Genomic DNA, 26,244 nt, shown 5'->3' on the forward strand with positions numbered 1-26,244 from the left:
GATCAGCGAATTGAGGCGTAAAGCGTTTGCCAGATTTGATGCCCGACTTTATCAAAGGTGCGGACGCTGGCAACAAATGCCAGTCGGGCTTGGCTATCAATAAAGCTATCGGGAAGTAAGGGGTCGAAAACAACATGTCGAATGGCTTGGCCACCGAGCAAGAATGACTCACGTGCCGCTGTTTCGGCATCGAGCTCCTGTGCGTGTTGCATCCAGGTTTCTAGCGATTGCTGCCAATAACGGTAGTCTGCATTGAGGCGAGTGGTATCCCAAAGGCTTGTGAGCGCGGCTTCGTCGCTCCATTGCTGACTCAAACATAAGCGTGCTTCCGGCTCCAGGCCGAGCGTGTGCAGGCGCTTTAAGACCGCTTCTGGGCCGCTTTCTAAGTTATTTGGCCGAACATGCAGGCCTTGCTCAAGCTCGCGAAAACCCAACATGGTTAACGCACGTTCACGACGCTTTAGTGCGGTGCGATTGGTGCGCCCCAGATTAGCAGTGAACACCGTCATCCAGTCGCCATGCCAAGGTCTGAGGCGTTGCTCGGCGCTACGCCAGGTCGCAACATCGCCCGCTAAATCTAAGGCTTGCGGGCCGAGACGATAATGCCCGCGGCCCGCCGCCTGTACCAAGCCATCTGCAGATAAGCGCACCAGCGCTACACGCACCGAGTTCTCGCTGATCGCAAAAATTCCGCAGGCGGTAATGGCTTCACGCACGGACACCTGATGATGGTCACTGGCTAGCAGCAGATCGAGTATCAGGTGTCGTGCATTGAGTTTCATGTTGAGCGGGCAGTCTCTGGCGTGGTGAAAAAGCGATTAGCGCGCTTGAGGGCGGCGTAATCGTTAAATCGCACACCCATCTCGCGCATCGCATTATGCGCGATCTTGGCATTCCACTGGCGAATGTAGAACGGCTCTTTCACTGCGAAATGGTGAATGGCGTGCGTGCTGCCGAAATTGAAGCAGAACAGCTGCATCGGGAGCAACCACCAAGGATTCAGCACTTGGCACTGCTGCATGACGTTTTTCGCTTCGACATCACCGTAATAGTGCATGTTGGAGCTAATGAAGTGCAGGCAGAAGGTGCGCAGGAAGGAAGGCAGCATGTAAACCACGGCGAAGATATTCAGCCCCGCCACGCCCGCTTCAGCCCAGGACGGTAGCGTGATGGCATAGCCCGAGAGGTCTGCACCGAAGCTCACCAGATGCCAGATCACCCACGTGTGAAACAGCGCATAGTAAATATTGCCGAGTGGGAAATAGGCGCCGACTTGCTCTTTGATCATGGCGCGCACTTCGGCCTTGCTCTTCGGCTTCTGTGACTGAATATAGGCACGTGTAGCGTTACGCATGGTCATGGGGCGCAGGTAGACGGCGAGCATGTTGTCACCTGTCATGAGCAAACGGCGTAAGCCCCAGCGTTCGCCATTGGTGATGCCGCGTTCTTCCAAATCGGATTCGGTGCCGGAGAACTTGTGGTGATGCAGATGCAGCTTGCGACGCACAAACGGGCTGACCGTACTGGCTCGGGCAATCCAACCCATGAGCAACATGAAGTTGATGACTTTGGGCTGCTTACGGAAATACATGATGTGGATCAGGTCGTGCTCCAGCTCATGAATAAACGACGCAAAAATGGCGGTGATAGGCACACAGAGCCACCACGGAATAACACCCTGAACATAGAGCGTGCCACTGGCGATCATGCCGAGCAGGGAAACAATCATGATGCCGGCGCCGATAGCATCCTGATGCCGCAACCAGTGATGGCGTTCGCGAAGCGCGACACCCGCGGCCAGCACGGTATTTTTTATGTGTTCTGATTTTTGCGCATCGGTCATGGCCGATGCGTTGGAATGAGATGACGTCATGAAGCGATGCCTCGTTGAAAACGACGGACAGGAGAGTCCGACCGCATCAGATTAGGGCTTAGGGTTAGCCAAGTGTCAGGGGCAGTTGCGCCTAATATCTGTCAAATTAGGCCAACTTTAGGGGGCGGTTTTAGCGTGTATCAAAAGGTTGACGACGAAACGCCGAGGGCGAGCATCCCGTCCATTGACGAAATGCTCGCGTGAAGTTGGCGGGATCTTGATAACCCAAGGCTTGAGCTATTTGAGCTATCGTTGCATCGGGTCGCGCCAGTAAAGTTTTGGCTTGCTGCTCTCGGGCTTCGTCGAGTAGGCGCTGGTAGGACGTACCTGCTTCCTGTAATCGGCGCTTGAGTGTGCGTTCAGATACATGGAGCTTTTCTGCTAGCTCATGCAGGCGGTCATAGCGACCGGTATTTGCGTTCAGCTGAGAGCGAATCTGTGCAACCCAAGGGTCTAATGCTTCTGCCGCTGCGAGCTCAGCAAGCTCCTGTTCGCATTGGGCGATGGCCAGCTGCGCCGTCGCGGGGTTGGCCGTAGCAATGCGCTGGCGGAGCAATTGCCGTGGAAAGCGGATTTGCATACTGGGTTGGGCGAAGTGGAATTTGGGCAGGCGATCGCGCCAGGCGGCGTAATGCGGCGGCTCGGGGTAGGGCACGGCAATCTCGCTGCGCCAATGGGACGGTGTGGGTTGCCCACTGAGCAAGCGGTTAAACAAGCAGCAGAGTTCGACGAGCACAATGTCGCAGGTGAAGCTTTTCAACACCCCAAGCGGAATGGTTTCGGCCAACTCCACAATGACCCAGTCATCTTCATACTGGATGCGGCTGCGAAATAGCGGTGCGCGTGCCTCAAGGTAGCGTTGACTGAGCGCAACGGCTTCCTCCAGCGTGCTGCTACTCATTAGGCTGAAGCCAACAAAGCCGTGCTGAGTCAGTTGGCTCCGTAGGCCCAGCTCATAGGCCAAGGCGGGATCGCCACTGACGCGCAGTGAGTTTGCCAACATGCGACCGTACTGAAACCCCTCGATACGACGATTCTGCAGGCCAAGCTGGGCTTCCGTCAGGTCGGTACCTGCCAGCACATCGTCAGCCGCATGCCCACGTTCGAGCATGAGAGATAACAAATAGATGGCGTAGCTGGCAGGCAATTGCATAAGTTAAAAAGCATCAATGAGGCCAAAGCACCTTCATACGGGCATCGCGGCCACAAGACAAGCGGTAGTACTGATATCGGAAGCTGTTTTTCTTGTAGTAATCCTGGTGATAGTCCTCCGCCACATAGAATGTGTTCGCGGGCACGATGCGCGTGGCAATCTGCTTCAGACCACGGGCTTTCAGCAGAGCCGCTTTGCTCTGCTCGGCGATGCGCATCTGCGCGGCATTGGCCGTAAAAATAGCCGGGCCGTATTGCTCACCACGATCACAGAACTGCCCGCCGGCATCGAGAAAATCATGATGTCGCCAGAAGTAGTTCACCAATTGCCCATAGCTGATCACGGTGGGGTCGTACTGAACTTCCACAGCCTCCAAATGCCCCGTGGCACCACTGGAGACTTGAGCATAGTTCGGCTGAGCGACATGCCCGCCGGTATAGCCAGATATAACGGCCTTTACGCCCTTCAGCTTCTCGAAGTCTGATTCGCTGCACCAGAAGCAGCCGCCGGCAAAAATAGCTGTTTCCGTCTGGGCTACCGGGGCTGCGGCCGAGGCAGTGCTGGTGGCAAAGGGGAGGACGCAAAGCAGTAATGCCTTCCTGAGCAAATCCATGATTAACCTCTCAGAGCGGGCAGCGGCTTGCCTTGCTCAATAAAGCGCAGGGCTAGACCGTTATTGCAATAGCGCAACCCAGTCGGCTTAGGGCCATCTTCGAAGACATGGCCTTGATGGCCACCACAGCGCGAACAGTGATACTCCACGCGTGTCATAAAGAAGCGGCGATCCTCTCGCTGGCCAATGGACTTCGGCAGCGCTTGGAAAAAACTGGGCCAGCCTGTGCCACTGTCAAACTTGGCCATACTCTTAAACAGAGGCTGGAAGCAGGCGGCACAGAGGTAAGTGCCCGACGATTTTTCATAGTTAAGCTGACTGGAAAAACGCGATTCGGTGTTTTCTTCGAACAGCACATCCCAGGCGTCGTCACTGACTTTTTTTCGCCAGAAGACCGGGTCTTTAATGAAGCCTTTGACTTGATGAGTGGCGACCGTGGTGGCATGGCCAAAGCGCGTCGCTAACAGGGCAACCACTCCGCCCAGCAGTAAATTTCTTCGATTCATGATGATTTATGCTCGTAATAGCAGGGTGTCATGTTTTAGACGCTAAGACAGCTGAAACGCTACAACGTATTGGGGATATTTTCCTTTGCCCCGAATCGGCTACCCTAACGCCCTTTGACGGATCTGTCCCGGAGCTGAGATGAGTGCGTTGCTATTACTGTCGGTTTGTTTGCTCCTCGGTGTGCTCATGCGCCGCTATGGCAATCCACCGGCGGCGTTGGCTCCCAGCCTAAACTGGTGGGTCGTTCAAATTGCCTTACCAGCGATGGTGCTAGAGCTGATTCCTCGCCTACATCTTGATCCTAACCTCTGGTATTTGGTGGTCTCGCAGTGGCTGGTTTTTCTTGGCGCGTTTCTGCTTTGCCGCTGGTTGGGCAGACGCCTTGGCTGGTCGAATGCCCGGATCGGCGCATTGACCTTGGTGTGTGGCTTGGGCAATACCTCTTTTATGGGCTACCCCTTGCTCGAGGCTTTGCGCGGTCCCGAGCAATTGGCTCTGGGTGTCGTGGCGGATCAGTTGGGTTGCTTTGTCATGCTCAGCTTGGGCGGTGTTGTGGTTGGTGTAATTTATGCCGGCCAAGCCGCCACACCCGCCGCTGTGGCTAAGCGAGTATTGCTGTTTCCCGCATTTGTCTGCCTCATCATCGGTCTGTTGGTCGGGCAGTTGGGCGGATGGCCACCCTCCGTGGAAAGTGTTCTTCACCGTATTGCGCAATCGTTGGCGCCCTTAGCGTTGTTCTCGGTGGGCTTACGCCTAAAGTTGCAACTGGCTCGTCATCAGTGGCTGCCTGTGGGCGTGGCACTGGGCTGGAAAATGGCATTGGCACCAGTGGTGATGTGGAGCCTGGGTAGTGCTTTGGGTGTCTCGGGTGCCATCTTGAGTGTTGCGGTATTGCAGGCGGCAATGGCCCCGATGATCTCGGCTGCTATCTTGGCGGAACAATTTAAATTGGAGCCTGACCTAGCCAATGCTGTGCTGGGTATTGGCATTCTATTGTCGTTGGTGACCGTGCCTTTATGGAGTATGGCGTTACCTTAGGCTCGTCCGTTGTGCGAGAAGCAGGCGGTTTGCCGGTGAGCGGCTTATTTATGAGCAAACAGTCGCACAGAGGCTTGACCGGAAACGGCCTCATCACTATGATTCGCGTCCTCACCGATCCTCGATAGCTCAGTCGGTAGAGCAACGGACTGTTAATCCGTGGGTCACTGGTTCGAGTCCAGTTCGAGGAGCCATATATACGTTTCAACATGCATTAGCATGACCTGAAACGGCCGGATAAGCCCGCATTTGCGGGCTTTTTCGTTTTCAACACGTCTCACCACACCTTGACACACCTCAACCCTTTGGGGGTAAGTTTAGGGGCACGGAATCAGCCGTACCCCATTGAACGAGGTTGTCATGGCCCGCCAAGTCGTCCCGCTAACTGACACTAAATGTGAAGCTGCGCGCTACAACCCCGATGGAGGCAAGAAGCTTTCTGATGGGGGCGGACTTTTTCTGCTGCTAAATCCGTCTGGCAGCAAGTCCTGGCGGATGAAGTACACCCGACCGGGTGACAGAAAAGAAGATAGCTTGGTGATCGGCAGCTACCCTTCCACGACGCTCAAGATGGCCCGCAAACGACGCGAGGAAGTAAAAGAGCTACTAGCGCAAGGGATAGACCCCAAATCACACCTGCGTGAGCAGCAAGCGCGCCTCAAGGCCGACCACGAGAACAGTTTCGAGGCAGTGGCCCGGCTATGGCACAAGGCGGAGGCGAAGAAGAAGAAATGGTCAGAGGACTACACCACGACATATTTGGAAAGGATGGAAGCCAATCTTTTCCAAGCCCTTGGGCGGCGGCCCGTCACGAGCCTCAAGACCCGCGACCTCATTCAGCCCGTTAGAAAAATTGAAGAGCGCGGTGCACTGGAACTCGCGCAGCGGATGCAGCAGGCAATTTGCCGAGTGATGCGTTACGCCGTTCAGCAGGGACTGATTGATAGCAACCCTGCGTTGGATTTGGCGGGAAATAGCAGCTCGCCGAAGGTCAAACACCACCCAGCCCTGCCTGAAGAACGTCTGCCAGAATTCCTTATTAAGCTGGAGGGCTACAGCGGGCGCTCCCCGGTTACCCGTCTAGCGGTGCAGATCGCCCTTATGGTATTCATCCGGAGCAGCGAGCTGCGTTTTGCCCGCTGGCAGGAAATTGATTTGGAACGATCAATCTGGACGGTTCCCGCCTCGCGAGAGCCTATCGCGAACCTGGAAGGTAAGCGAGTGGTACCGCACTCGTATAGAGGTTCAAAAATGAGGGAAGAACATCTTGTGCCGCTATCTCGACAAGTTGTAAGGCTGCTACGGGAGGTTTACGAGATCACCGGGCGCCAAGAGTTAGTGTTTCCCGGCTCCGGCAAAAATGGGAAGTGTGTGCTGTCAGAAAACACCATCAACTCAGCCCTGCGCAGACTGGGCTTCAATACCAAGACTGATGTTTGTGGTCACGGATTTAGGAGTATGGCAAATGGAGCGCTTCGACAATCCAAATTGTGGCAGTCGGATGCTATTCGGTTGCAAATGAGCCACAGGGAAAGGAACAGTGTGGAAGCTGCCTACATTCATTCAGCAGAGTTCATTGAGGAGCGGCGGCAGATGATGCAATGGTGGTCGGACTATCTGGACGCAAATCGTCAGGAGCGGGTAACTCCGTATGACTTCGCCCACCCGAGGCTTAGAGCAGTGGCAATTAGGAGGGCCTGAGCTCGGCCCCGCTGCGCGCTGCGCGCTTCACTCTACCTGCATTATTAAGACTGAGAACTGAGCGGCCGCTAAGCCGCGGATTTGCTCGGGTCATGGGACAATTTAATTAGGTTGACTGACAAGTCAAAGCATTCTCAAGACAATTAATCAAATTTTTTGTCTTTCGTTGGTGGCGGCTCTATAATAGGGGGAGGCAACCGTTTAAGCCATGACTTCTGGGGTTGCGGACTGCTTTATCTCCAACTCTTTTTTCTCCAAATTTATTTTCGGGTACATTGTATTTTCCAATTCTTTTACCTTCAGTCGATACTCTTTTAAAAATAAAATTCGGTCACCTTTAAAGTACAAATGTGGATTAATCCAGAAAACATTGGGCGACTTTGGATAAATTAATCCACCCTCTATGATCTCTTTTAAGCCGCGCTGTAAGGTCTTCAAGCTAAAACTTATTTTATTTCCATTTAAAATGCACTCCTTGTTTTTATTTTCCATGAAATAAATATAGACTGAGTCAGCATATCCGCCGCGCATTGGCTCATCCATATAAATTTGAAGGACCTCTTCCAAAACCTGTCGAGCCGATAATGTAAGCTTCTGTTTTTCCGTGTTAAGTTCCGCAAAAATTTTTATGAATGCCTTTTTATCAATTTCAGTGACGCTAATAGCGCAAGAACCAAGAATCTCTCCGGTATCAACATCAGCGAGAGTCCTGTTAATCTGAGTGAACACCTTCTTTTTTTTCATTTTCATAGATATTTCATGTACAAAAGGATTCAGATTAGGAGAGAAGTCTAATTTTCTAAGGTTTACGCGTTCTTTTGGCTCGGTTTGTGTGTTCATTTATTAATTTCCTCGCCGAGCTTATTAATATAATCCTCTACATCGCAAACCCTATAATAAACTAATCCCTGTCGAGCTTTATTAAATTTAATTGGTTTTGGAAAATTTGGATCAGCTTTATGGCGATAAAAAGTTGTTCTTGAAAACCCAAAAGCTCGGATCAATAAGGTCTGGCTAATTAAAAATCGTTTGATGTTCATTTCTTATCCCTTAAAATTTGATAAGAAAATCCTACATAGTTCATCATGATGCATCAATTTTTAATAAAATTTATCAAATTGCGCTATAAATATATTATTATCACTATAGCGAAAGTTTTATTCTTTTCTGGAATTAAGAGGCTGAATTTTCGTTGTGGATATGAAAAAATATTCTAAAATTTAATCGACATTTTACTTTCATCGTCATTGTTCGACCTGCTAACCGTCTGCATATCGATTCTCAACGCATCTATCTCTTGTGCTTTTTTCCATAGTTTATCGAGCTCATCACTTTTATTTTTACTCAAGATCGGCTTTGGCGGAGATTTTAACTGCCTTTCAACTTCATCCTGTGCCCTCATCAATTCGACCTCAGCAAGCTTTAGTTTTCTTTCTGCATCGTGATCTACTTCCCTTAAATCAGTTTGGGATCGCTTCAGCTCAACCAGCTCATCATTAATAATTCGTAGGAGTGCCCTTACAGGGTGTGCATTCCGCCAATCATCTATCCTTTGTGAAATACCACGCCAATAAATCAATTTTTCAAAGGCTGATCGCGCTACTTTATATGCATCAATTGCTGCGCTTAGTGGCGTGTTTATTGAATTAGGCTGCCTGATGCTGTCGTCGGCGTGCCTTTGTTCACGCAGCTCTTGCAGTCGTTGATCATATTTTAATCTACTTTCTCGAGCGAAAGCAGCCTCATCCGCATCCAATTCCTCACCTAAAACCTGATCCCAACGCAGCTTCTCCAATTTGCTACTAGCTGTTGATACATCTATTTCTAGGGCAGTACGGGAGCGGTTAATGTTCCCTAAATCGGTTTTAATGCCTCTTCGCTCTAAAGCGCTTGCCAGCGGACCAAGGTGAGTAGTTGGCAATGCATCTAGCCCAGCATCTTCATGGTTACGATGGTCAATTCGTGTTTCATAACCATGCCGAGAAAGCGCAGCATTTGCATTGCTCTCCCACGCTTTTCTGCACTCAATAATCTGCTGTTTTGATGATGGCAGGCCCCGTCTTTTTAGTGTCAGCCCATCTAACTCGACATCCGATTTTTCAACCAGCTTACCGTCTTCGTTCATCTTACGGGTGGTCAACAGGATGTGAGCATGATGGTTTCTCTGGTCGCCTACGCGACTTGGCTTGTGGATAGCTAGGTCGGCGGCAACTTGGTAGCGCCCAATAAGCCATCTTACATAATCGCGGGCCACTTCAAGTCGCTGTGCCTCATTCAGCTCGGCGGGTAGTGCTATTACCCATTCGCGCGCTGTCCGACCATCTTTTCGCTTTTCGGATTCTTCGACTGTATTCCAAAGCGCTTCACGCTCAATCGCGAGGCCATACGGTGCAATGACCTCAGAGTGTGCAACGCCAGATTTCCGCGTGTAGTCGTGATTTTCGCCCGTGCGCTTATCGATCAGCTTACTGCCTGACCGGTAGGCAGCAGCGGCCACACTGGACCTGCCAGCGCGACGGCTCAGGGGTTTACAGGACGCGTGGTAGATCGCCATTGCTTTTTACTCTTTTTCTGTCGCCTGCAGGCCGCCGAGAGTTGTTCATCAACTCGTAAGTGCGCCCTTCCGATTTTTACGGGCAGGGTGTAGACCGAGCTGCTTGCAATATCATCAGTTTTACTTATTATGTCAATTGGTATGAATCATCAGAGCAAATGATATATGATAAAAACAATGGAGCAGCGGATCGCTGCCGCTGAAGCCGCGCTGGCACGTATGAAGTACAACACGAGCAAGCTCGCCCAGCAGCAGGACATTAGACGGAAAGTGCTGGTCGGCGCGTTCATCCTAGAACGTCTAGGCGGTGGCTTGCCGGATGGGTTTGATGAGTGGCTTGTCCGACCGCGTGACCGTGAAATTTTCGGTCTTTCGCCACGAGTTGGGGAACAAGAAATGTGAGTCGTGTATGGCTTGTCTTAAGAGAAACTGTGTCGATTTCAGTGAGGACCGCAATGGGGTTATATCTGGCCCTTCATCGTCTGCTTGCCGGGTGACTAGGCTATTAACTTGCAGAGCGGATGTTTTATTATGCTAGTGAGAGTGGTCGCTTATCCCTGAGCATCTGTGGACTCTAGCTGATCGATGCGCGCTTGCAGCTTGGAGTTATCGTCTTTTAGACGGCTACTATATTTTTCCCAAGACTCCACGGCCTCATCGGATTTTGTTACCAGTCTGGCATAGCGTTGATTGAGACTAGCGATCTCCTGCGCCTGCTGCTCATGCGCCTGTTGCCACTGACTCAGCACATGTTCCAGGTTGCGATAAGCACTCTGCCAAGCAGCCAAGTTGTTGCCTTGTCGTTGAAGCCGTCTGTCCTGATCCAGCAGATCATTCCTTAGGCCACGCAGGTACGCCTCGCTCTTGAAGTAATCCTCCGCCTGATACCCATTACCGCCATTGTTGTTGAGCATCTCGCTTGCCCTCTCGCTAACTCACAGTCTGCCTTATTGATAGGTAGCTAGGTTGGCTAACATCTGCAGCTAGTTGATGAATATATTCTGCAATACTATGATGAATATATTCATAAAAAAAGAGCTAGGACGCCATGTATATTTTCCTTACCAATCGAGCAGGTTTAGTTTCAGCCATCATTCTTTTGGCCACCTTGATGACGGCTTGCGGTGGCGCTGGTGGAGGCTCTGGTAGTGGTTCGTCCACCCCAGCACCGGGTGGTGGTACTCCCACCACTCCAACGACACCGACGACGCCACTGCCTGGTGACGATTCCACGGTGCCGGTGGCCACGCTGACGCGCTCGGCCTCTGGCACTGGTTGCACCGTGACCCAGCTCACGGGTGGCAAGGGTGACTACAGTCTGGAGATCAAGGACGTTTCTTGGTTGCAGGTTGTGCAACAGGACATGGTGGATACGGACTCCCGCCTAGCGGCGAAGAAGGAAACCCGTGTCCGCATCGATGTCACCACCTCGCGTACCGGCGTGCCGATGCCTGCCTCGGCTAAGCTGGTCTTGGGCTCCTCCACTGGAGCCTGCCAGACCGTCGCGCTCACTAGCGCGGCGACCACGGCACCGACGGCAGTTGACCGTGCCACGCTAACGAAGAGCTATGTTGGCGTCATCCCGGCAGGCCAGCTGGCTGCCGATGTCGTCAGCTGGCAGGTGGCTGTTGATGACATGCGCGCCTCCTCGGCAGCGGCGGCCGACCGCCTCTACCGGAGTGGCACCATCGAAGTGGTTCCTGAGATCACCGAGAATATTGTGGTGCGCCCGATCACCTTCCAAGGTCAGACGGGTGTCTTGCCTTCTGAAGCTGACCTCAAGGCGCTGCTGAAGCGAACCTATCCGCACAATGACTTCACGATCACCTACGAGGCGGCGATCACGCCGACCCCGCTCAAGCCTGAAAACGCTGAGAGTGTGTCCGGTGGTATCTACACATTCTCCTTCCAGCGCGCGACGGACACCATCGCTGAGCTGGACTTTCAGTGCTTTGATCGCAGCCCTCTGGAGATCAAAATGGACCCCAACGGACTGCGCCGGATGACAAAATGCTTTAGCGCATGGCCGAGTAACATTCGGTTTAATGCGCAGGGTGGTGGCAATTTAGGGGGCGTCGCCCTGGGCACCTCCTTGATGTCGCTGTCCTTTAGCTCCGTGGATGACAGCAGTGTCAGCAGCCCATACCTGGGTGGTCACTGGCTAAATCAAGGTGCCACGGTGTTGGGCCATGAATTCGGTCACGTGATGGCCTTGGGCCATGCATCTTGTGGCACCACTGACCAAGTGGACTCCGATCTGTATCCGGATGGTCGTATTGGCACCAATGGTGGCGGTTACGATACCGGTCGTGGTTATTATTTCAGCACGGCCGGTGGCAGCTTCTCTGACACCATGAGCTACTGTGGCAAAGGTTGGACCTCAGACCTCGCCTACCGCAAGGTCATGGCTTACAAGAATGGCGATCTGGACGCCGCCGCACCGACATCCAGTGCCCGTGTCATGGCCCGGGAAACTGGGGACCATGATCACGATGCCCATGCCAAGCAGACTGCACCGTCTGTTCAGGGCATGGTGATCCGCTTCTACAAGATCAAGGGTGTCTGGGTGCCCCGCCTAGGCTATGCACCGCCCAATGCGGTGGCCTCCGGCCTGCGCCAGGACGCGAGCTTCATCAGTCCTGTACTCAAGGGTATTTCGGTGCACACCATCGAGAGCCACTATGGGGAACTGGGCAGTGGTCCTTACTTCATCAAGGCCACGCCCCAGGCGCTGGCTCTGGTGAAGGGCCTCCTGAAGCCGGGCGAAGTGCTTAAGTTCTGACGGTAGCTACATGAACAAAGCTCATCCAAAAAGGCACTTAAGGCGCTTTTTTATGTGCTGTCTTGAGGGTAAAAGAGCGCTTTGCGTGCCTTAATGAGTATTCATATCGACCGATGGCGGGCAGGAGGCCCTTCACCAGAGCCACTTCGCATACACGACTCTCCATAACTGGTCATGGTGTGAAATCGTTAGGCCCTATGAAGATTGCATGCATACGTTGACGGAGGCCAGTTCATGGACAAGCGATTTCACACCATGACCCACATACAGCAGATGGAGGCGCGTCTGGCTGTTTACCGGAAAATTGAAGAACGCCCAGGGTTGCCCTTGCCTGAGGTGCTCAAATTGTTGCGGACCGGGTTGCGTATCACGCGCGCGGAGATTTCCCGCATGACTAATTTGTCTGTGCGCTACCTTCAAGAGATTGAGCATGGTCAGGCTAATCCAACGATGGATATTGCCGACCAGCTCTTAAAGCCATTCGGGCTCCGAATGGGTGTTGTGATGGAGTGATCTATGAACAAGCTGACTTGCGCTGTCCTTACGTTGGCTCTGTCACCGGCTTTCGTGGTGGCCGCCACGGCACCGGTCAGCCAGGCCGAGCGTGATATTTCGCGCTGGCTGAGCTGTCAGCAAGGAGACTTTGCAAAGGCTCTCAAGGCATACAACGCTGCAAGGGCCTATGGCGTCCAGAACAACGGCATGCAACCTGATCCCAAGCCCTATCGGCTGAAGCGCCCATTGATGGTGCTGGGCGTACCCCAGTCCACCATTAACAACGTCGCCTACAGCGCCGACCAAGAGGAGTTGAGCTGGAGCTATCAGACCACGCTACCCACGGCGGAAGTGCTCAAGCGCCTGAAGCTCAAGAATGAGCCTTTGCGCGAGCCGAACGGCAGTGTCACCTACTCCATGTGGCAGGAGATGGGCGGCCCAGATGGAGTAATGATCTACATCAGCAGCCGCAGTAAGCAGTTGACGGAAGTGTCATGCTCCTACGTGCGTGCCTAGTGATGTGGTAGGGCATAGAAGTGTCCTGCGTCAAGGCAGGTCGGGGTAATAGCAGATCATTTGCAGCACAGATCAGCAAAAATTGGATTATTTAAGTGCGCAGTGATCATGGGTTGGAGCATTCACCACACGAATTGGTAAAAATTCGTCTCATGAGGACAAGGCGTCCACACTTTGGTAGTACTACATGTAGTCATAGAATTAGCGCATCATGATGTCGTATGTTTGCAATGAGAATTTTGTCATGAAGACAAATAAGCCCAAGCCCCTGCTGGAGCGCATAAAGACCCGGATTGCCCGCAAGAAAGGCAATGTGTTTCTGCGCGAAGACTTCACCGACTTAGGTGGGTATGACCAGGTCGGCCGAGCGTTGAAGCAGCTCGCAGCCGATGGAGTAATCTGCCGCCTGGGCTACGGGGTCTATGCGCGTGGCTATTACAATCGCTATGCGAAGAAAATTCTTCCAGTCGAAGGCGTAGTGACCGTTCGACGTGCAGTAGAGCGTTTAGGCGTGACCATTCTCCCGTCGCCAAATCTTATGCGAATGAACGCCGATGGGGTGCAAGTGCCCAACGGACGAGTTATTGGAGTGAACAAGCGCCTCACCCGCAAGCTCGGTTATGACACCTTTCAGATCGTTTATAAGTTTGTGAGTGTGCCGAGAATTTAATTTCCCCTCAAATTTCGTCGAATAGTTTTCGGCAATATGGCTGTAATGAAGTGATGTTCGATGAGTCTGGCTAGCCATCATTCGACCCCAGCAATTATGGGTTTAAAAAACTCAGCGAGTTTATTAACGCGATTTGCTGTTTGAGATTGAGCGTCGGGTTGCGTTGGCCTACATCTAATACAGCAGGAAGAAGAGTTTTTTCTTAAAAGCAAGCTATCCATCATGCTATTCGCCATTCCGTTACCTACCGCAATGATTAACTCTGCTATCTATTATTTTGTCGGATCGAAGTCGATTAGATAGGCAGTAGTCCCACATGAGGCATCAGCCCATTCATGAGCTAGGGCCAGTGCTTCAGCCAGATGCGAAGAACGCACCAAAACCAGTTGCTGAACTAAAGGCAGGGTGGTGATTAATCGCTCGATGCTGCATTTGCTGTCAGCACCTGAGGTGATCACCATGACCACATGACCTTTTTGGTATGCACGGCGGAACAGCCTACCCAAGTACGCATCAACCAGTCGCTTGCGTAGCCCCAGTTGCCATTTTGAAGGAACTTGCAGTAATCGAGTGTCATGACGAGCAGTCATGAAGCCGTGCATGAACTTATTCACAATCTGGCAACTGATCGAGAGAAATATACGAGTATCGCTGCTTCAGCTCTTGCTGCATCTTGGGGCTTTCCTCATGCATCTCCTTTCGCAATGAAGCGATTGCGGAGGGTGACAACCCATGGGGTACTTTGTTCCTATCCATTAGCATCTCTGGTATGCGGCGTAAGTCCGCTTATTATCATCTGTTAAGGGAGATGCTGAGGAGTGGCATTAGCAAGGTTGCCCCCAAGCACACTCTGGTAGCTCACTGAGTAGCGCTCACGCCACGATTAGCTAACAGCTAACCGAAGCTCTGGATGCTGGCGCATCAGTGCACAGGATTGAGGCGTGTTTTGAAAAAGTTCGTCATTAAAGTCATCAACATGGAGAGGGTAGGGATGAAGTACTCCGTCGAAGTCCAGCAATAGGGTCATGCTCACCTGACTGTCTATGATAGGGGCATGGTTGATTAGCTCTGGGGCGAGCTGGCTAAAGATGGTTTTAATGAGTCCATCATCTTTTTGATCGTTTTATCAATCATTGTCATGGCTGCGCATTACTGAAGTCATATTCAAGTCGAAGATCATCAATTTGCAGAGCATCCTCTAGGTGAAGACTTTGTGCCTCAATCGCATCATTTAGACTCTGAAGTTCGGCAAGAATTCGCGTATTTATGGTCATATCTGCATGGAGGTTTTGGATGGTATCAGTGACCTTACTGGCCAAGTGTGCGTTTTGATTCACTAGATCAGTAAGGTGCCGTTCTCGCTCTCCTGCGTCTTCCAAGCGGAGGTCTGTTTCCATACTGGCGACCTGGGCCTGGAGCTGGGTGTTTAGCTCTTGAAGAGCAGTAATCGTTGCCTGGATTTCGTCAGCAACAGGCGCAGCGGTCTGGTTGACCCGGGCGAGCTGCAAAGAGTCGATCACCTTTTGCTGCTCGTTGACCTGGGCCTGGAGCCTAGTGTTGGTGTCAGAGAGCTTGCTACTGTGTAGCTTCCAAGATGCAATAGCTTCATCTGCATCTTGATCCAGACTGGCATAGCGTTGATTGAGTCTGGTGATCTCCTGCGCCTGCTGCTCATGTGCCTGTTGCCACTTACTCTGCACATGTTCCAGGTTACGATAAGCACTCTGCCAAGCAGCCAGGTTGTTGCCTTGCTGTTTTAGCTGATCGCTTTGGTTTCGGAGATCATTCTTGAGGCCAAACAGGTATGCCTCGCTCTTGAAGTAATCTTCTACCTGATATCCCTGACCACCATTGTTGTTGAGCATGATACTCCCTCGCTCTCAAATCGGCCGCAAGATGGCCGGTTTCATGTCAAAGCACTTTGGTCCGTAAGCTGCTAATCGTGACCTAAGTCGGTAACTAAGCTTTGCATGAAATGATGAATATATTCAACATTTTTGAAGATATCTAGTTGGTATCGCCTAGCGTTATATCAAGTGATGATGAATATATTCCGTGGATTAACAATCCCTGTAACCACACCCTGTGGGTATGGAAAAGGCCTATAAAATAACCCTTAAACACCTCGCCAATAATGTTCGACAGCGGCGCAAATCTCTGCATTTGTCTCAGGAAGAACTGGCGCTTCGCGCGGGTGTCGACCGAACTTACGTTAGCCAGATCGAGCGACGGGTGAGCAATCCTTCATTGCTTATTTTAAGTCGTTTGTCCGATGTCTTGCAGATGGATGTCACACAACTGCTTAGTCCTCCAGTGCCGGAAAAGGGTTAAAGATATCTGGGTAGGTGACGTTTCCTTTGTCGATATTTTATTTTGATTTCAACCGGTAACATGCTGGATGGGGTACCAGAATCGTCAAAGCCCCCCGACGTAATCTGAGAACAAATTCCAACAGATCACTGATTCAGAGCTGTTTCTACACGCTTAATGCGCGTAATTTCGATTTCGGCGATCTTGACGATCATTCAATGTCGAATATGAATTGAGGAGCATTTCCCTGTCTCAATCGTATTGCTACATGAGAGTACGCCCAGCCCATCATTCCACCGGATCTGCGCGAAAGGCTGCGCAGGTCAGTTAATTCAAACGTTAGGGGGCCACTTTTGGGCTAAGTTAGCCAGTTTATTTCGGTTGTAACAGGCTGGACAAGCTGGATACGGCCTCCCACACAGGGCAGGCTCCGAGCCTCGCTCCAGAGCTGCCCTAGGTCGACATCTTCGCTGGCAAGCTGCTTATGGTCAGGCAAGCGGTTGATTTGAATGACCATCGGGAGGTCAAACGCAGTTACCGAGACCACACAGCATCCCTTGAGACAAGGAGATGTCTAGTGAAATGAGTCCTTATCATTGTCGTAGTTTTTAAAGTGCTCTTTGAGCCGCTCAATCGTCCAGCGCCACTTCGGCGTGGTGGGTCGGCATACGGTATTTTGATTGCCAAACATGCCCACTTCCCTGATGGCTTGATCGACAGCAATGGTTTGTAGCCACTCAATAGCCACGAAGTACTCGCACAGCTCAGGATCATTTACATGCTCTACGTGATAAGTCCCAAGTATGTCGGCGGTTAGCACCGGCACATCAACGCCGTCTTGCTTAACTGTGAAATCAGCCGCGGCTGTTGCCAGTCCAGTGACACGGCCTACGCCAACATAACCTTGCTGCGGAACTTTCACCCATACGCGATCGCCGGGTGTGAGCATCTTCAAACTTCTGCTGTACCAAATGCCGCCGCCACCTGAAATGAAGCCGAACTTCATGGCATCTTGCCAAGAGCGTGTCGCGTCATGACCAAAGGAGCAGTAGTACTCGCCATTCCATGGCTCTGCTTGGCCCCCAGCATTCCCGCTGCTGGCATTGACCTGGGTCTTGGCAGGATCGATTAGCCAAGAGCGGCTGATCAACTGCTGAGTGCCATGCTGAAACACTTGGAAGCACAGTGCATTAATTGGAATGTCGCGCTCACTTAGGTAGGCCACTATTCGTTCTGTGCTGGCATCAAGCCCGGAAGCGACGATGATTATTTGGTGGCTCTGGTTAAGTGCATCTTCATCGAGCGAGAGACCGAAGTATTGGTAGAAATCGGCGGCTAAGTCGGCATCTTTTTTGAACCTTTTGTAGATGGCGGCAATGTCCTCTGCCCCCAGTTGCTCGACCCAAGAGGCATAGTCCAGCGCTTGCGCCACGACCTCACGCGGCGTGCGGTCGCGCTTGAGCTCAATCAACACCAGAGAAGCGTCAGGGGCTATAGCAAGCAGATCAATTCGCCCCCCCATGCCGGTGCTTTCCTGACGACCGATCAGCATCCACTCTTCTGACAGAACGCGTGGAGCACTGACGATCATGTCTTCCAGTAGTTGTTCACTGCTCAGGGTGCATTCCTTTAGCTGGCTTGGCTGGCTGCCTACAGTCCAGATTTGCGTTTTGATGGGCATGGGCGTGTCCTTACAAATAGTTCTTAATGGCTATTTCTCATGCTACAGCCTGTTCAACCAGTGTGCTGGCTAGTTGCTCGTTGAGCTGACGAGCTTGGGTTAGGCGGATTTTCAGTTGCTCGCATAGGGCCATTAGCTGATCGACTAAGGCGACAATTCGGTATTGTTCTTTGAGAGGTGGTAAAGCAATTGGCAGGCTAAGAATCTGCTCGCGTGAAACGTTTTTCATGGAGCTGCTAGTGCCGCCAGCAACTCGGGCGTAGTACTTGCGAGCATAAGTAGCGCTGTTCATTAGGTTTACATAATGGCGATTACAAAGATTGGTCAGTTTCAGTCGTACGATCTTGTCACTCAGCATCAATCGGTTCGGTGTCGCATCCACAACGACGCTTCTCGCTACGAGCTCCGCCGTGTTGGCACGGGAAACTAGGAAATCTCCCTCAGCAACTTCATGTTCGGGACGAGCATCCAAGCTGACAGGAAGTGCCTTGTTTTCTTCGGGGCGGTATACACCCCATGAAACGGCACTGACTTTAAGAACCCCCCAGTCGCTTCCCTCTCTTGGCCTCGGTTCACAGCTAGGGCTCCATCCAGCCCCGCTTTCGATCACCTGATCACCCAAACGACTCCATTCCCAACCTGTTGCTAGCTCGAACGACTTCTCGTCTTCAGCAATCTCAGCCAGCAGCTTCTGTTTCTTAAGCTTGCCTGCGGCCACCAGTTGCGCCTTTTCCTCAGTAATACGTTTTAGCAGCTCACTAGCCGACTCATCGTTGGGATCTTGCGGCACCAACTTACCCATCACGGCTAGCTGCAGCAGAGTATGTTTGAGGGCGTCGATGCTGGGCTCAGTGGTGAACAGGGTGTGGAAGTGTTCAGCCAGGCGTTGCCAGCTAACGGCGAAATCAACAGCGTGGCTGGCTTGGGCTAGGCTGTCGAGCAGCGCTTGCACCAGTTGGGCGTGGGCACTTTCGGCGTCGGCTTGCTGAGCTTCTAGGCGATCGCAAAGTGCCATCAGCGTATCGACTTTGGCGATTATGCGGTGTTGTTCGGTTAGTGGTGGTAAACCAAATGGCCTGGCGAAAAGCTTTTCGTAAACAAGGCTTTGGACCGTAGTTCCTTGTTTGACATCTTCCTGCAAGATGAGACGCTCAGTGCCACGCAGAAAAAGCTGTAAATAGTTTGATGGCTGAGGTTGGAATGGTGAAATTGCTTTTAAGTCTTGGTTGATCGTGCAAGGCACGGCGGTTATTTGAACAGGTAGCTTTCTTTTTAGAATGCCGCTTCGGCCCACTAACAAAATAGAGCCAATTGGCACTAACTCGAGACTTGTCTTTTCAAGTGCTAACTGCGTGACTTTTAGTTCGCTATCTGTGATATCGCCATCATGCATGTCTTTAGGAGAGACCCAAGGGATGTCACCATCCCAAAACTCTGGTTTTGACATCGATGGTGTGCTGCCACCTCGCATAGCTGCAATCTCGGTTAGGGAGGTCCAACACCATCCTTCAGGCAAGCCAAACGGCATTTCTGCTTCAGCAATGTCACCCAGCGGCTTCGGCCTCTTAATCTTGCCCTCAGCCAATAAACGCGCTTTTTCCTCGGCAATCCGCTTGAGCAACATATTGGCGGGCTCATCGCTAGGATCTTGCGGCACCAACTTGCCGCGGATCGCAAGTTCAAGAATCAGCTCACGCAGCTTCTTTATGCCATTGGGTGCACCGGCCAGTAACGGCAGGTTGCTGGTCAGCAATGCCGTCATACCTGACGCTCCAATGCTTCAGTCAGCACAGTCCTGAGCTGGTCACGCAGGTCACTGATTTCACCCTGCAGAGTGGCGTATTTACGCAGTAACTCGTCCGGGTCTTGACTAACTTGCTCGCCGACATGCGGGTTCTTGCAGTCCAAGTTCCAGTTTCGCGCTTGCAGCTCTTCAAGGCTGACTTTCCAGGCGAATTGGCTCTCCACCCGTGTGGCAAAGGCATCCGCCTCGTTGCCCCACCATGCTTCTTCCACCGCGAACTCTTCAATGCGCATCGGGCGTGTTTTGGAGTAATTCTTCACGCCTGCTGGGTACTGATGCTCGTAAAACCACACCTGCTTAGTTGGCGTGCCCTTAGTAAAAAACAACAAGTTGGTCTTGATGCCGGTGTAGGGGTTAAACACGCCATTGGGCAAGCGAACGATGGTGTGCAAGTTGCAGTCGGTCAGTAGCTTTTCCTTGATGCGGCTCTTGATGCCCTCGCCAAACAGAAAGCCATCGGGCAGCACGACGGCGGCTCGGCCACCGTCTTTCAGCAGCTGCATGATCAGTACCAAGAACAGGTCAGCAGTTTCACGGGTGCGGAAGGCAGCGGGAAAGTTCGTCTCAATACCGTCTTCTTCCATGCCACCAAACGGCGGGTTGGCGACGATGCAATGTACTCGCTCGCTTGGCCCCCAACTGATCAGCGGTTTGGCGAGCGTGTTGTCATGGCGAATCTGGCTTGGCACTTCGATGCCATGCAGGATCATGTTAGTGGTGGCCAACAGATGCGGGAGCGGCTTTTTTTCCACGCCGAAGATACTGGCCTGCAAGGTGCGCTCATCCTCCGCTGTTTTTACATAGCGGCTGCGCTTGTGCTCGATGGTGCAGGTCAGAAAACCACCCGTGCCGCAGGCCGGGTCCATGACCTTTTCATCCAGCTTGGGATCAACCATGCGTACCATGAACTCAGTGACCGGCCGCGGTGTGTAGAACTCCCCCGCGTTGCCGGCATTCTGCAGGTCACGCAGCAGGGTTTCGTACATGTCACCGAAGGCATGGCGTTCTTGTGACTTGTTGAAGTCCACGCCCTCTTGAATCTTGTTGATGACTTGGCGAATGAGCTGGCCCGACTTCATATAGTTATAGGTATCTTCGAAGACGCCACGAACCACATAGGTCATCGGGTGAGCACCTTGGCTCCCCAGTGACTGCAGGGTGGGAAAGAGCTCGTTGTCGATAAAGCCTTTCAGCGTTTCGCCAGTCATGCCTTCGGAATTGGCTGCCCAATTGCGCCACCGATAGGTCTCGGGAATAGGCGAGCGATAGTTGTCATCGAGCATTTCCCACTCTTGCTCGCGGTCATCAAGGATTTTCAGGAAGAGCATCCAGACCAGCTGGCCGATGCGCTGCGCATCGCCATCGACGCCCACATCTTTCCACATAATGTTTTGAATGGATTTGATCGTACCGCTAACAGACATAGATGAATCTCAATAAAAGCAAAGCCGGCATTAGCCGGCGTAAAGTTCGTCTTCCAGCTCGTGCAAGGCTTTGTTGTATCCGACCTTGCCGCCAAACGCCTTGACCAGCTCAATTGGCGCGCCAATTTGGCTGAAGGGGTCGAGCTGGAGAATCTTGATGTCTTCAATGTGTTCGATGCCAGTGTCGGCATACTTGTCGAGCAGAGCTTCCAGGACCTGGCGCGCTGCGCCTTGGTACTTGGTGAAGTAGTTGCGCTTCTTGACCTGATCCGCGCGCTCTTTTCGAGACAGCGGCGGCTGATCAAAAGCGACATGGCAAATCAGATCAAAGGGATCGAGGATCTTGCCCAGTTTCTTGCCGACTTCCTCAGCCAATGGCTCCCAAAGCACGCCTTGTGTGGCCAGCTCGTCGATGATGACTTTCTTCTGGTCTGCATCGGACCAGCGCCGCAGAAAGTCCTTGAGTGAGCCGAACTCTTTTTGCACGCACTGACGCGTGTAGTCGTGCAGCGACTCGGTGATGAGCTTGCCGTCAGGCCCGTAGTATTGAACGCGCTCAGCAATCACATAGACGGCTTGATTGGCGATCACATACTTCACGCGAGGCGTCTTGCTGTCGCCATCCTCAAAAGGTGGAGGGTCAATTTCAACACCGGTGTCACCAGCTTCTGGCGTATCCCCATCTCCACCTTCAGGGGTGTCATCGAGATCGTCTGGCGGCACAGGCGAATCATCTTCGCCGGGCTCGTAGATTTGCACGGGGTCACCATCAAAGCCCGGATCAGCAAATAGCTCCGTGGCTTTCTTGAAGTCCATGATGGTGAACCAGTATTTGCCGTAGTCCTCGTTGATGCGTGTGCCGCGCCCGATGATCTGCTTGAACTCGGTCATGGACTTGATGTGTTGGTCGAGCACGATCAATTTGCAGGTCTGCGCATCGACTCCGGTGGTCATGAGCTTGCTGGTGGTGGCAATGACCGGATAACGCTCTTCGGGGTTGATGAAGTTGTCTAGCTCGGCTTTGCCTTCCTGCTCATCCCCGGTGATGCGCATGACATATTTGCGGCTTTCTTTCAGCCGCTCAGGGTTCAGGTTCACCAGCGCTTGGCGCATGCGCTCGGCGTGATCTATGTCGTCGCAGAACACGATGGTCTTCTGGTAGACGCCGGAGGCTTTCAGAAATTCCGTGATCTTTTGCGCGACTTGCAGCGTGCGCTTTTCCAATACCAGATGCCGGTCGATGTCTTTCTGGTTATAGATGCGATCTTCGATCAGCTCGCCGTTCTTGTCGCGCTGCCCCTTGGCGGGTCGCCAGCCTTGCAAGTCAACATCGAAGTCGATGCGCACGACCTTGTAGGGTGCGAGAAAGCCATCGTCGATGCCTTGCTTGAGCGAGTAGCTGTAGACCGGATCGCCAAAATAGTAAGTGCTGGAGACTTCCTTGGTTTCCTTCGGCGTGGCGGTGAGGCCGATGTGCGTGGCGGCACTGAAGTAGTCAAGAATTTCACGCCAGGCTGAATCTTCAGCGGCGCTACCGCGATGACACTCGTCGATGACGATCAGGTCAAAAAAGTCAGGTGAGAACTGTTTGTAGATGTTCTTCTCTTCGTCCGTGCCGGTCACGGCTTGATACAACGAGAGGTAGATCTCGTAGGAGGTATCAATGACATATTCGCCTTTGTCATTGCGCTTCCGCTTGATCTTCGACATCGCATTGCCGAACGGCTTGAAGTCGTTGCTCTTGGTCTGATCCACCAGAATGTTGCGGTCGGCCAAGAAAAGGATGCGTTTCTTCTGGCCGGACTTCCAAAGCCGCCAGATGATCTGGAAGGCCGTGTAGGTCTTGCCGGTGCCAGTGGCCATGACCAGCAGGATGCGATCCTGGGCCCGTGCCACCGCCTCGACGGTGCGGTTGATGGCGTTGGTCTGGTAGTAGCGCGGCATGCGACCAGAGCCGTCATCGAAGTAGGGCGCTTCAACGCGCTTGCTTTGTGCCGTGTCAAAGCCTTTCCACTGGCAGTAGCGCTGCCACAGCTCATCTGGGCTGGGAAATTCATGCAGCGCCAGCTCGGTCTCGGTTTGAGCGCCCGTGCCACTGCGGTCATGAAACAGGAAACCATCACCATTGCTGGAGAACACGAACGGTACATCCAGTGCGTCGGCGTAGCCCAGCGCTTGCTGCATGCCTGCGCCGACTGAGTGCTTGTTGTCTTTGGCTTCGATGATGGCCAGTGGCAGGTTGGGCTTGTGGTAAAGAATGAAGTCGGCCCGGCGTGATTCGCCGCGCGTATGCAACTTGCCGCGCACGATGATGCGGCCCTTGGTAAAGCTCACTTCTTCGCGGACTTGCTTCTGAATATCCCAGCCGGCCTGTTGTATCGCAGGGGCAATGAACTTGGTGCAGATGTCGCGTTCAGAAAGTGACTTCTTGTCCATGAATCCGGTTCCGTCTCACGCTACTTCAAGTAGCGTGCCTGTTTATATTTATGCAGAGAATATAACGGTTTACGGGCTCATGGAGCGAGCCCGTCAGCTTTCGTTTTGCACGCAGTGATAACTCACTCCGGAATAAAGCGAAGGAGTGCGCTGATTCAAATTCAGTGGTGGATTTGGGGGTAGTGGGGCGGCCTTGCTGTTCCCTGTACCGTACCACGTGGTTTTCATAGTCAAAGATTTCCTCCGTCTCAAATTGGCCGAAATGAGTCATTCCTGATCGGGCCGCTATCGACCCTAAGCGGACGGATGGGGCCGTATAAAGAGGTATTTTATGAGGCAGGGGACTGTCTAGAAAATTGTGTCCGTAACACCCTTTGCCAAGCTGTCATGGCAGCTCATGCTCATCGGAGCCCGCTGGCCCGCCGACACGGCAGCTCTCACAACTGCCGCCTGCGCTATACCCTGACAGAACAGGAAAGCTGTCATCAACATACTCAGGAAAAAAGCAATGCGTCGGCATCGGATACATATCATGGACATCAGTATGCTCAATGCAGCTCCGTCGGGAGCGCAGGCAGCTCTTGAGCTCCGGGGAGGTTAATATGGAAACAGGTTTTCCCTTCGCCGGATGAAACGGTGATCTCTCCTTTGTGAGTCCTGATGATGGAACGGGTAATGGCCAAGCCAAGCCCGGCTCCTTCTTCACTGCGCTGCCGGGAAGCATCAGCCCGATAGAAGCGATCAAAAACGCGCTCCAGTTGCTCGGGTGCAATGACATCTCCGGTGTTTTCCACGATCATCCTCGTGGCGGGTGGATCAGAGACCAGCCTGACATTCACGGCGGTGTTTGGCTGACTGTGGCGAACGGCATTAGACACCAGATTGCTGATGGCCCGTCTCAGCATCAGGGGATCGCCCATCACCGCGGCATCTCCTTGCAGCTTGAGTGAGACAGATTTTTCAGCGGCGAGCGCATCATAAAAATCAAACACGGCTTTCACTTCCTGCCTTAAGTCCACGGGCACCCGATGCGGAATCATCAAACCGTTATCCGCCTTGGCTAAAAACAGCATGTCGGCAATCATGCGCGCCAGCCGCTCGAATTCCTCCAGATTGGAATACATCACTTCACGGTATTCATCCGCTGTCCGTGGCTTTGCCAGCGACACTTGAGTTTGTGTCATGAGGTTGTTGATAGGCGTGCGTAATTCGTGGGCCAAATCTGAGGAGAATTCAGAGAGACGGGTTAACGAGTCACCAAGGCGATCCAGCATTTCGTTAAAGGCACGTGCCAGTGGCTGCAATTCAACCGCGACATTGTCCGCCGGTAGCCGTTCCTGAAGTCGTTGTGCTGAAATCCCTTCGGCCACCCGAGCCATTTTCTGCACCGGGCGCAAACCGCGGCGCGTTGCTAGCCATCCGAGGCTGGCCATTAGAAACAAACCACCAGCCCCGATCAGCAACAACTCACGCTCAAACACCGCCAGAAATTCCGCATGATGACGGGTATCAACGGCGATGCTTACCACCCAATTTTGGTCGGGTTCATCGGTGGCGATGTTTACGCCCACCGCCCGATAAGCCACGCCATCTTCTGACCAGGTCAGCAAAGGCAATAACGTTTTTGATACCAAGGGCCGCGCTTCCTGCAAAACGCTGTCAGGAATAGTGGCGTGCCCTGCTGCAAACAGGGTTTCACCCGAAGCCTCGCGAACGAGTACAGACAGGTCGTGATGCCCGATCAGGGCATCGCCCATCTGCCGGCGAATGCGTGCGCCATCGCCTGGCGTTGTCAGTAAAATATGCCGAACCAACTCCAGCTTGCCCTCCAGAGTGGTGCGATCTTGTTCGCTGAAGTGATGATTCACCGAAGCGCGGATAACAAAGCCCATCACCACAAACACAACGGCTGCCAGTAGCGTAAACAGCAAGCTGGTGCGTACCGTGATGGATTTACGAGAGAGCTGAATCATCGGTCGGTGCTTCCAGAACGTAGCCCATACCGCGCACGGTGTTGATCAATTTGGCATCGACGTTGGTATCAACCTTGGTGCGCAACCTTTTGATGGCGACTTCCACCACATTGGTGTCACTGTCGAAATTCATGTCCCAGACCTGCGAAGCGATGAGCGAACGCGGCAACACTTCGCCCTGGCGACGCATCAGTAATTCCAGCAGTGCAAATTCCTTGGCGGTGAGATCAATGCGCCGGCCACCCCGAAGAGCACGACGTCGCAGGACATCCAGCTCCAGATCCGCTACCTGCAGGAGTTCGGGCTCACGACTGCGCCCACGCCGTAACAAGGTACGCACCCGGGCCAGCAGTTCGGCAAAAGCAAAAGGCTTGACCAGATAATCATCGGCGCCGAGCTCCAGCCCTTTGACCCGGTCTTCTACCTGATCACGAGCCGTCAGAAACAACACCGGCATGGATTTGCCGGCACGGCGGATAGCGGCCAGCACCTGCCAGCCGCTGATCTCGGGCAACATCACGTCCAGGATGACCAGATCGTAATCCTCGGACAGGGCATGATGATGCCCGGCCAGTCCATCCTTTACCCAGTCGGTGGTGTAGCCCGCCTCGGTGAGCCCTTGCTTCAGGTACTCCCCGGTTTTGGTTTCGTCTTCCACCAACAAAATTCTCAAGGCCTGTGCCTCACGCAATAGTGACTAAGGGCAACCATACC

Annotated in this window: 24 protein-coding genes, 1 tRNA gene and 1 pseudogene; 10 read left to right on the plus strand and 16 right to left on the minus strand. The window is 52.8% G+C overall.

What is annotated here, in order from left to right:
- Positions 1–2 precede the first annotated feature (2 nt).
- From A8710_RS05020 to msrB, 5 genes are all read right to left on the minus strand, one after another.
- Positions 3–782 carry a PaaX family transcriptional regulator C-terminal domain-containing protein gene (locus tag A8710_RS05020; RefSeq protein ID WP_068858402.1) on the minus strand — a complete coding sequence of 260 codons (780 nt, stop codon included), beginning with the start codon at positions 780–782 and terminating at the stop codon, positions 3–5.
- Positions 779–1,873 (minus strand): fatty acid desaturase, encoded by a 1,095-nt coding sequence (locus A8710_RS05025; protein WP_068858403.1) that lies wholly within the window; start codon positions 1,871–1,873, stop codon positions 779–781. Before A8710_RS05025 ends, A8710_RS05020 begins: the two co-directional genes overlap by 4 nt.
- 130 nt (positions 1,874–2,003) lie before the next feature.
- Positions 2,004–3,026 carry an AraC family transcriptional regulator gene (locus A8710_RS05030; RefSeq protein ID WP_068858404.1) on the minus strand — a complete coding sequence of 341 codons (1,023 nt, stop codon included), beginning with the start codon at positions 3,024–3,026 and terminating at the stop codon, positions 2,004–2,006.
- 13 nt (positions 3,027–3,039) lie between these two features.
- Positions 3,040–3,639, minus strand: a complete 600-nt coding sequence (msrA, locus tag A8710_RS05035; protein WP_068858405.1) for a peptide-methionine (S)-S-oxide reductase MsrA — start codon at positions 3,637–3,639, stop codon at positions 3,040–3,042.
- A 2-nt stretch (positions 3,640–3,641) separates the two neighbouring features.
- Entirely contained in the window at positions 3,642–4,145 is a 504-nt protein-coding gene (gene msrB / locus A8710_RS05040) for a peptide-methionine (R)-S-oxide reductase MsrB (RefSeq protein WP_068858406.1), read from the minus strand.
- 139 nt (positions 4,146–4,284) lie between these two features.
- Here msrB and A8710_RS05045 point away from each other — a divergent pair, with 139 nt between their 5' ends.
- From A8710_RS05045 to A8710_RS05055, 3 genes are all read left to right on the plus strand, one after another.
- Positions 4,285–5,184 carry an AEC family transporter gene (locus tag A8710_RS05045; protein ID WP_198341622.1) on the plus strand — a complete coding sequence of 300 codons (900 nt, stop codon included), beginning with the start codon at positions 4,285–4,287 and terminating at the stop codon, positions 5,182–5,184.
- A 118-nt stretch (positions 5,185–5,302) separates the two neighbouring features.
- A tRNA-Asn gene (locus tag A8710_RS05050) sits at positions 5,303–5,378 on the plus strand.
- Positions 5,379–5,544: 166 nt separating this feature from the next.
- On the plus strand, positions 5,545–6,885 hold the full coding sequence (locus A8710_RS05055) for a tyrosine-type recombinase/integrase (RefSeq protein WP_068858407.1): 1,341 nt from the start codon (positions 5,545–5,547) through the stop codon (positions 6,883–6,885).
- 201 nt (positions 6,886–7,086) lie between these two features.
- Here A8710_RS05055 and A8710_RS05060 read toward each other — a convergent pair whose 3' ends face one another.
- Both A8710_RS05060 and mobQ read right to left on the minus strand, forming a co-directional pair.
- A complete protein-coding gene (locus A8710_RS05060; protein WP_157686300.1) occupies positions 7,087–7,725 on the minus strand; it encodes a hypothetical protein in 639 nt (212 codons plus the stop codon).
- A gap of 373 nt (positions 7,726–8,098) precedes the next feature.
- Positions 8,099–9,439, minus strand: coding sequence for a MobQ family relaxase (gene mobQ, locus A8710_RS05065; protein WP_068858409.1), 1,341 nt, complete (start codon positions 9,437–9,439; stop codon positions 8,099–8,101).
- 177 nt (positions 9,440–9,616) lie between these two features.
- Between mobQ and A8710_RS05070 the strand changes: the two genes are divergently transcribed.
- Positions 9,617–9,841, plus strand: a complete 225-nt coding sequence (locus A8710_RS05070; protein ID WP_068858410.1) for a hypothetical protein — start codon at positions 9,617–9,619, stop codon at positions 9,839–9,841.
- Positions 9,842–9,990: 149 nt separating this feature from the next.
- Here the strand turns inward: A8710_RS05070 and A8710_RS05075 are convergent, their stop codons facing one another.
- Complete coding sequence (locus A8710_RS05075; RefSeq protein WP_068858411.1) at positions 9,991–10,353, minus strand: hypothetical protein; 363 nt, start codon at positions 10,351–10,353, stop codon at positions 9,991–9,993.
- Between the two features lie 134 nt (positions 10,354–10,487).
- On the opposite strand from A8710_RS05075, the gene A8710_RS12310 reads away from it, so the two are divergent.
- The 5 genes and pseudogenes from A8710_RS12310 to A8710_RS12565 form a co-directional block, all read left to right on the plus strand.
- Positions 10,488–12,221: a hypothetical protein gene (locus tag A8710_RS12310; protein ID WP_068858412.1), complete on the plus strand. Its 1,734-nt coding sequence runs from the start codon at positions 10,488–10,490 to the stop codon at positions 12,219–12,221.
- 234 nt (positions 12,222–12,455) lie between these two features.
- The gene (locus A8710_RS05085) at positions 12,456–12,734 is read left to right on the plus strand and encodes a helix-turn-helix domain-containing protein (RefSeq protein ID WP_068858413.1); all 279 of its coding nucleotides are present in this window, start codon (positions 12,456–12,458) and stop codon (positions 12,732–12,734) included.
- Positions 12,735–12,737: 3 nt separating this feature from the next.
- Entirely contained in the window at positions 12,738–13,232 is a 495-nt protein-coding gene (locus A8710_RS05090) for a hypothetical protein (RefSeq protein ID WP_068858414.1), read from the plus strand.
- A 244-nt stretch (positions 13,233–13,476) separates the two neighbouring features.
- Positions 13,477–13,902, plus strand: coding sequence for a DUF6088 family protein (locus tag A8710_RS05095; protein ID WP_068858415.1), 426 nt, complete (start codon positions 13,477–13,479; stop codon positions 13,900–13,902).
- A gap of 77 nt (positions 13,903–13,979) precedes the next feature.
- Positions 13,980–14,108 (plus strand): annotated as a pseudogene (locus tag A8710_RS12565) (OST-HTH/LOTUS domain-containing protein); the annotation flags it as partial.
- A 66-nt stretch (positions 14,109–14,174) separates the two neighbouring features.
- Here A8710_RS12565 and A8710_RS05100 read toward each other — a convergent pair.
- Both A8710_RS05100 and A8710_RS05105 read right to left on the minus strand, forming a co-directional pair.
- The gene (locus tag A8710_RS05100) at positions 14,175–14,516 is read right to left on the minus strand and encodes a hypothetical protein (protein WP_157686302.1); all 342 of its coding nucleotides are present in this window, start codon (positions 14,514–14,516) and stop codon (positions 14,175–14,177) included.
- Between the two features lie 522 nt (positions 14,517–15,038).
- The gene (locus tag A8710_RS05105; protein WP_068858417.1) at positions 15,039–15,767 is read right to left on the minus strand and encodes a coiled-coil domain-containing protein; all 729 of its coding nucleotides are present in this window, start codon (positions 15,765–15,767) and stop codon (positions 15,039–15,041) included.
- 226 nt (positions 15,768–15,993) lie between these two features.
- Between A8710_RS05105 and A8710_RS12040 the strand changes: the two genes are divergently transcribed.
- A complete protein-coding gene (locus tag A8710_RS12040) occupies positions 15,994–16,233 on the plus strand; it encodes a helix-turn-helix domain-containing protein (RefSeq protein WP_082968676.1) in 240 nt (79 codons plus the stop codon).
- 553 nt (positions 16,234–16,786) lie between these two features.
- Here A8710_RS12040 and A8710_RS05110 read toward each other — a convergent pair.
- The 6 genes from A8710_RS05110 to A8710_RS05140 all read right to left on the minus strand — a co-directional run bounded on the left by A8710_RS05110 (position 16,787) and on the right by A8710_RS05140 (position 26,203).
- A complete protein-coding gene (locus A8710_RS05110) occupies positions 16,787–17,893 on the minus strand; it encodes a PDDEXK family nuclease (protein WP_068858418.1) in 1,107 nt (368 codons plus the stop codon).
- Positions 17,894–17,930: 37 nt separating this feature from the next.
- Entirely contained in the window at positions 17,931–19,655 is a 1,725-nt protein-coding gene (locus tag A8710_RS05115) for a restriction endonuclease subunit S (RefSeq protein ID WP_068858419.1), read from the minus strand.
- Positions 19,652–21,121, minus strand: a complete 1,470-nt coding sequence (locus A8710_RS05120; protein ID WP_068858420.1) for a type I restriction-modification system subunit M — start codon at positions 21,119–21,121, stop codon at positions 19,652–19,654. The genes A8710_RS05115 and A8710_RS05120 overlap by 4 nt, the downstream gene beginning before the upstream one ends.
- A 30-nt stretch (positions 21,122–21,151) precedes the next feature.
- Complete coding sequence (gene hsdR, locus A8710_RS05125; protein WP_068858421.1) at positions 21,152–23,557, minus strand: EcoAI/FtnUII family type I restriction enzme subunit R; 2,406 nt, start codon at positions 23,555–23,557, stop codon at positions 21,152–21,154.
- Positions 23,558–24,105: 548 nt separating this feature from the next.
- Entirely contained in the window at positions 24,106–25,530 is a 1,425-nt protein-coding gene (locus A8710_RS05135; protein WP_068858423.1) for a heavy metal sensor histidine kinase, read from the minus strand.
- Positions 25,511–26,203, minus strand: a complete 693-nt coding sequence (locus A8710_RS05140) for a heavy metal response regulator transcription factor (RefSeq protein WP_068860600.1) — start codon at positions 26,201–26,203, stop codon at positions 25,511–25,513. Before A8710_RS05140 ends, A8710_RS05135 begins: the two co-directional genes overlap by 20 nt.
- Positions 26,204–26,244: the final 41 nt, after the last annotated feature.

Origin of the sequence: Perlucidibaca aquatica, assembly GCF_001676655.1 — a bacterium.
In the GTDB taxonomy this organism is placed as follows: Bacteria; Pseudomonadota; Gammaproteobacteria; order Pseudomonadales; family Moraxellaceae; genus Perlucidibaca; species Perlucidibaca aquatica.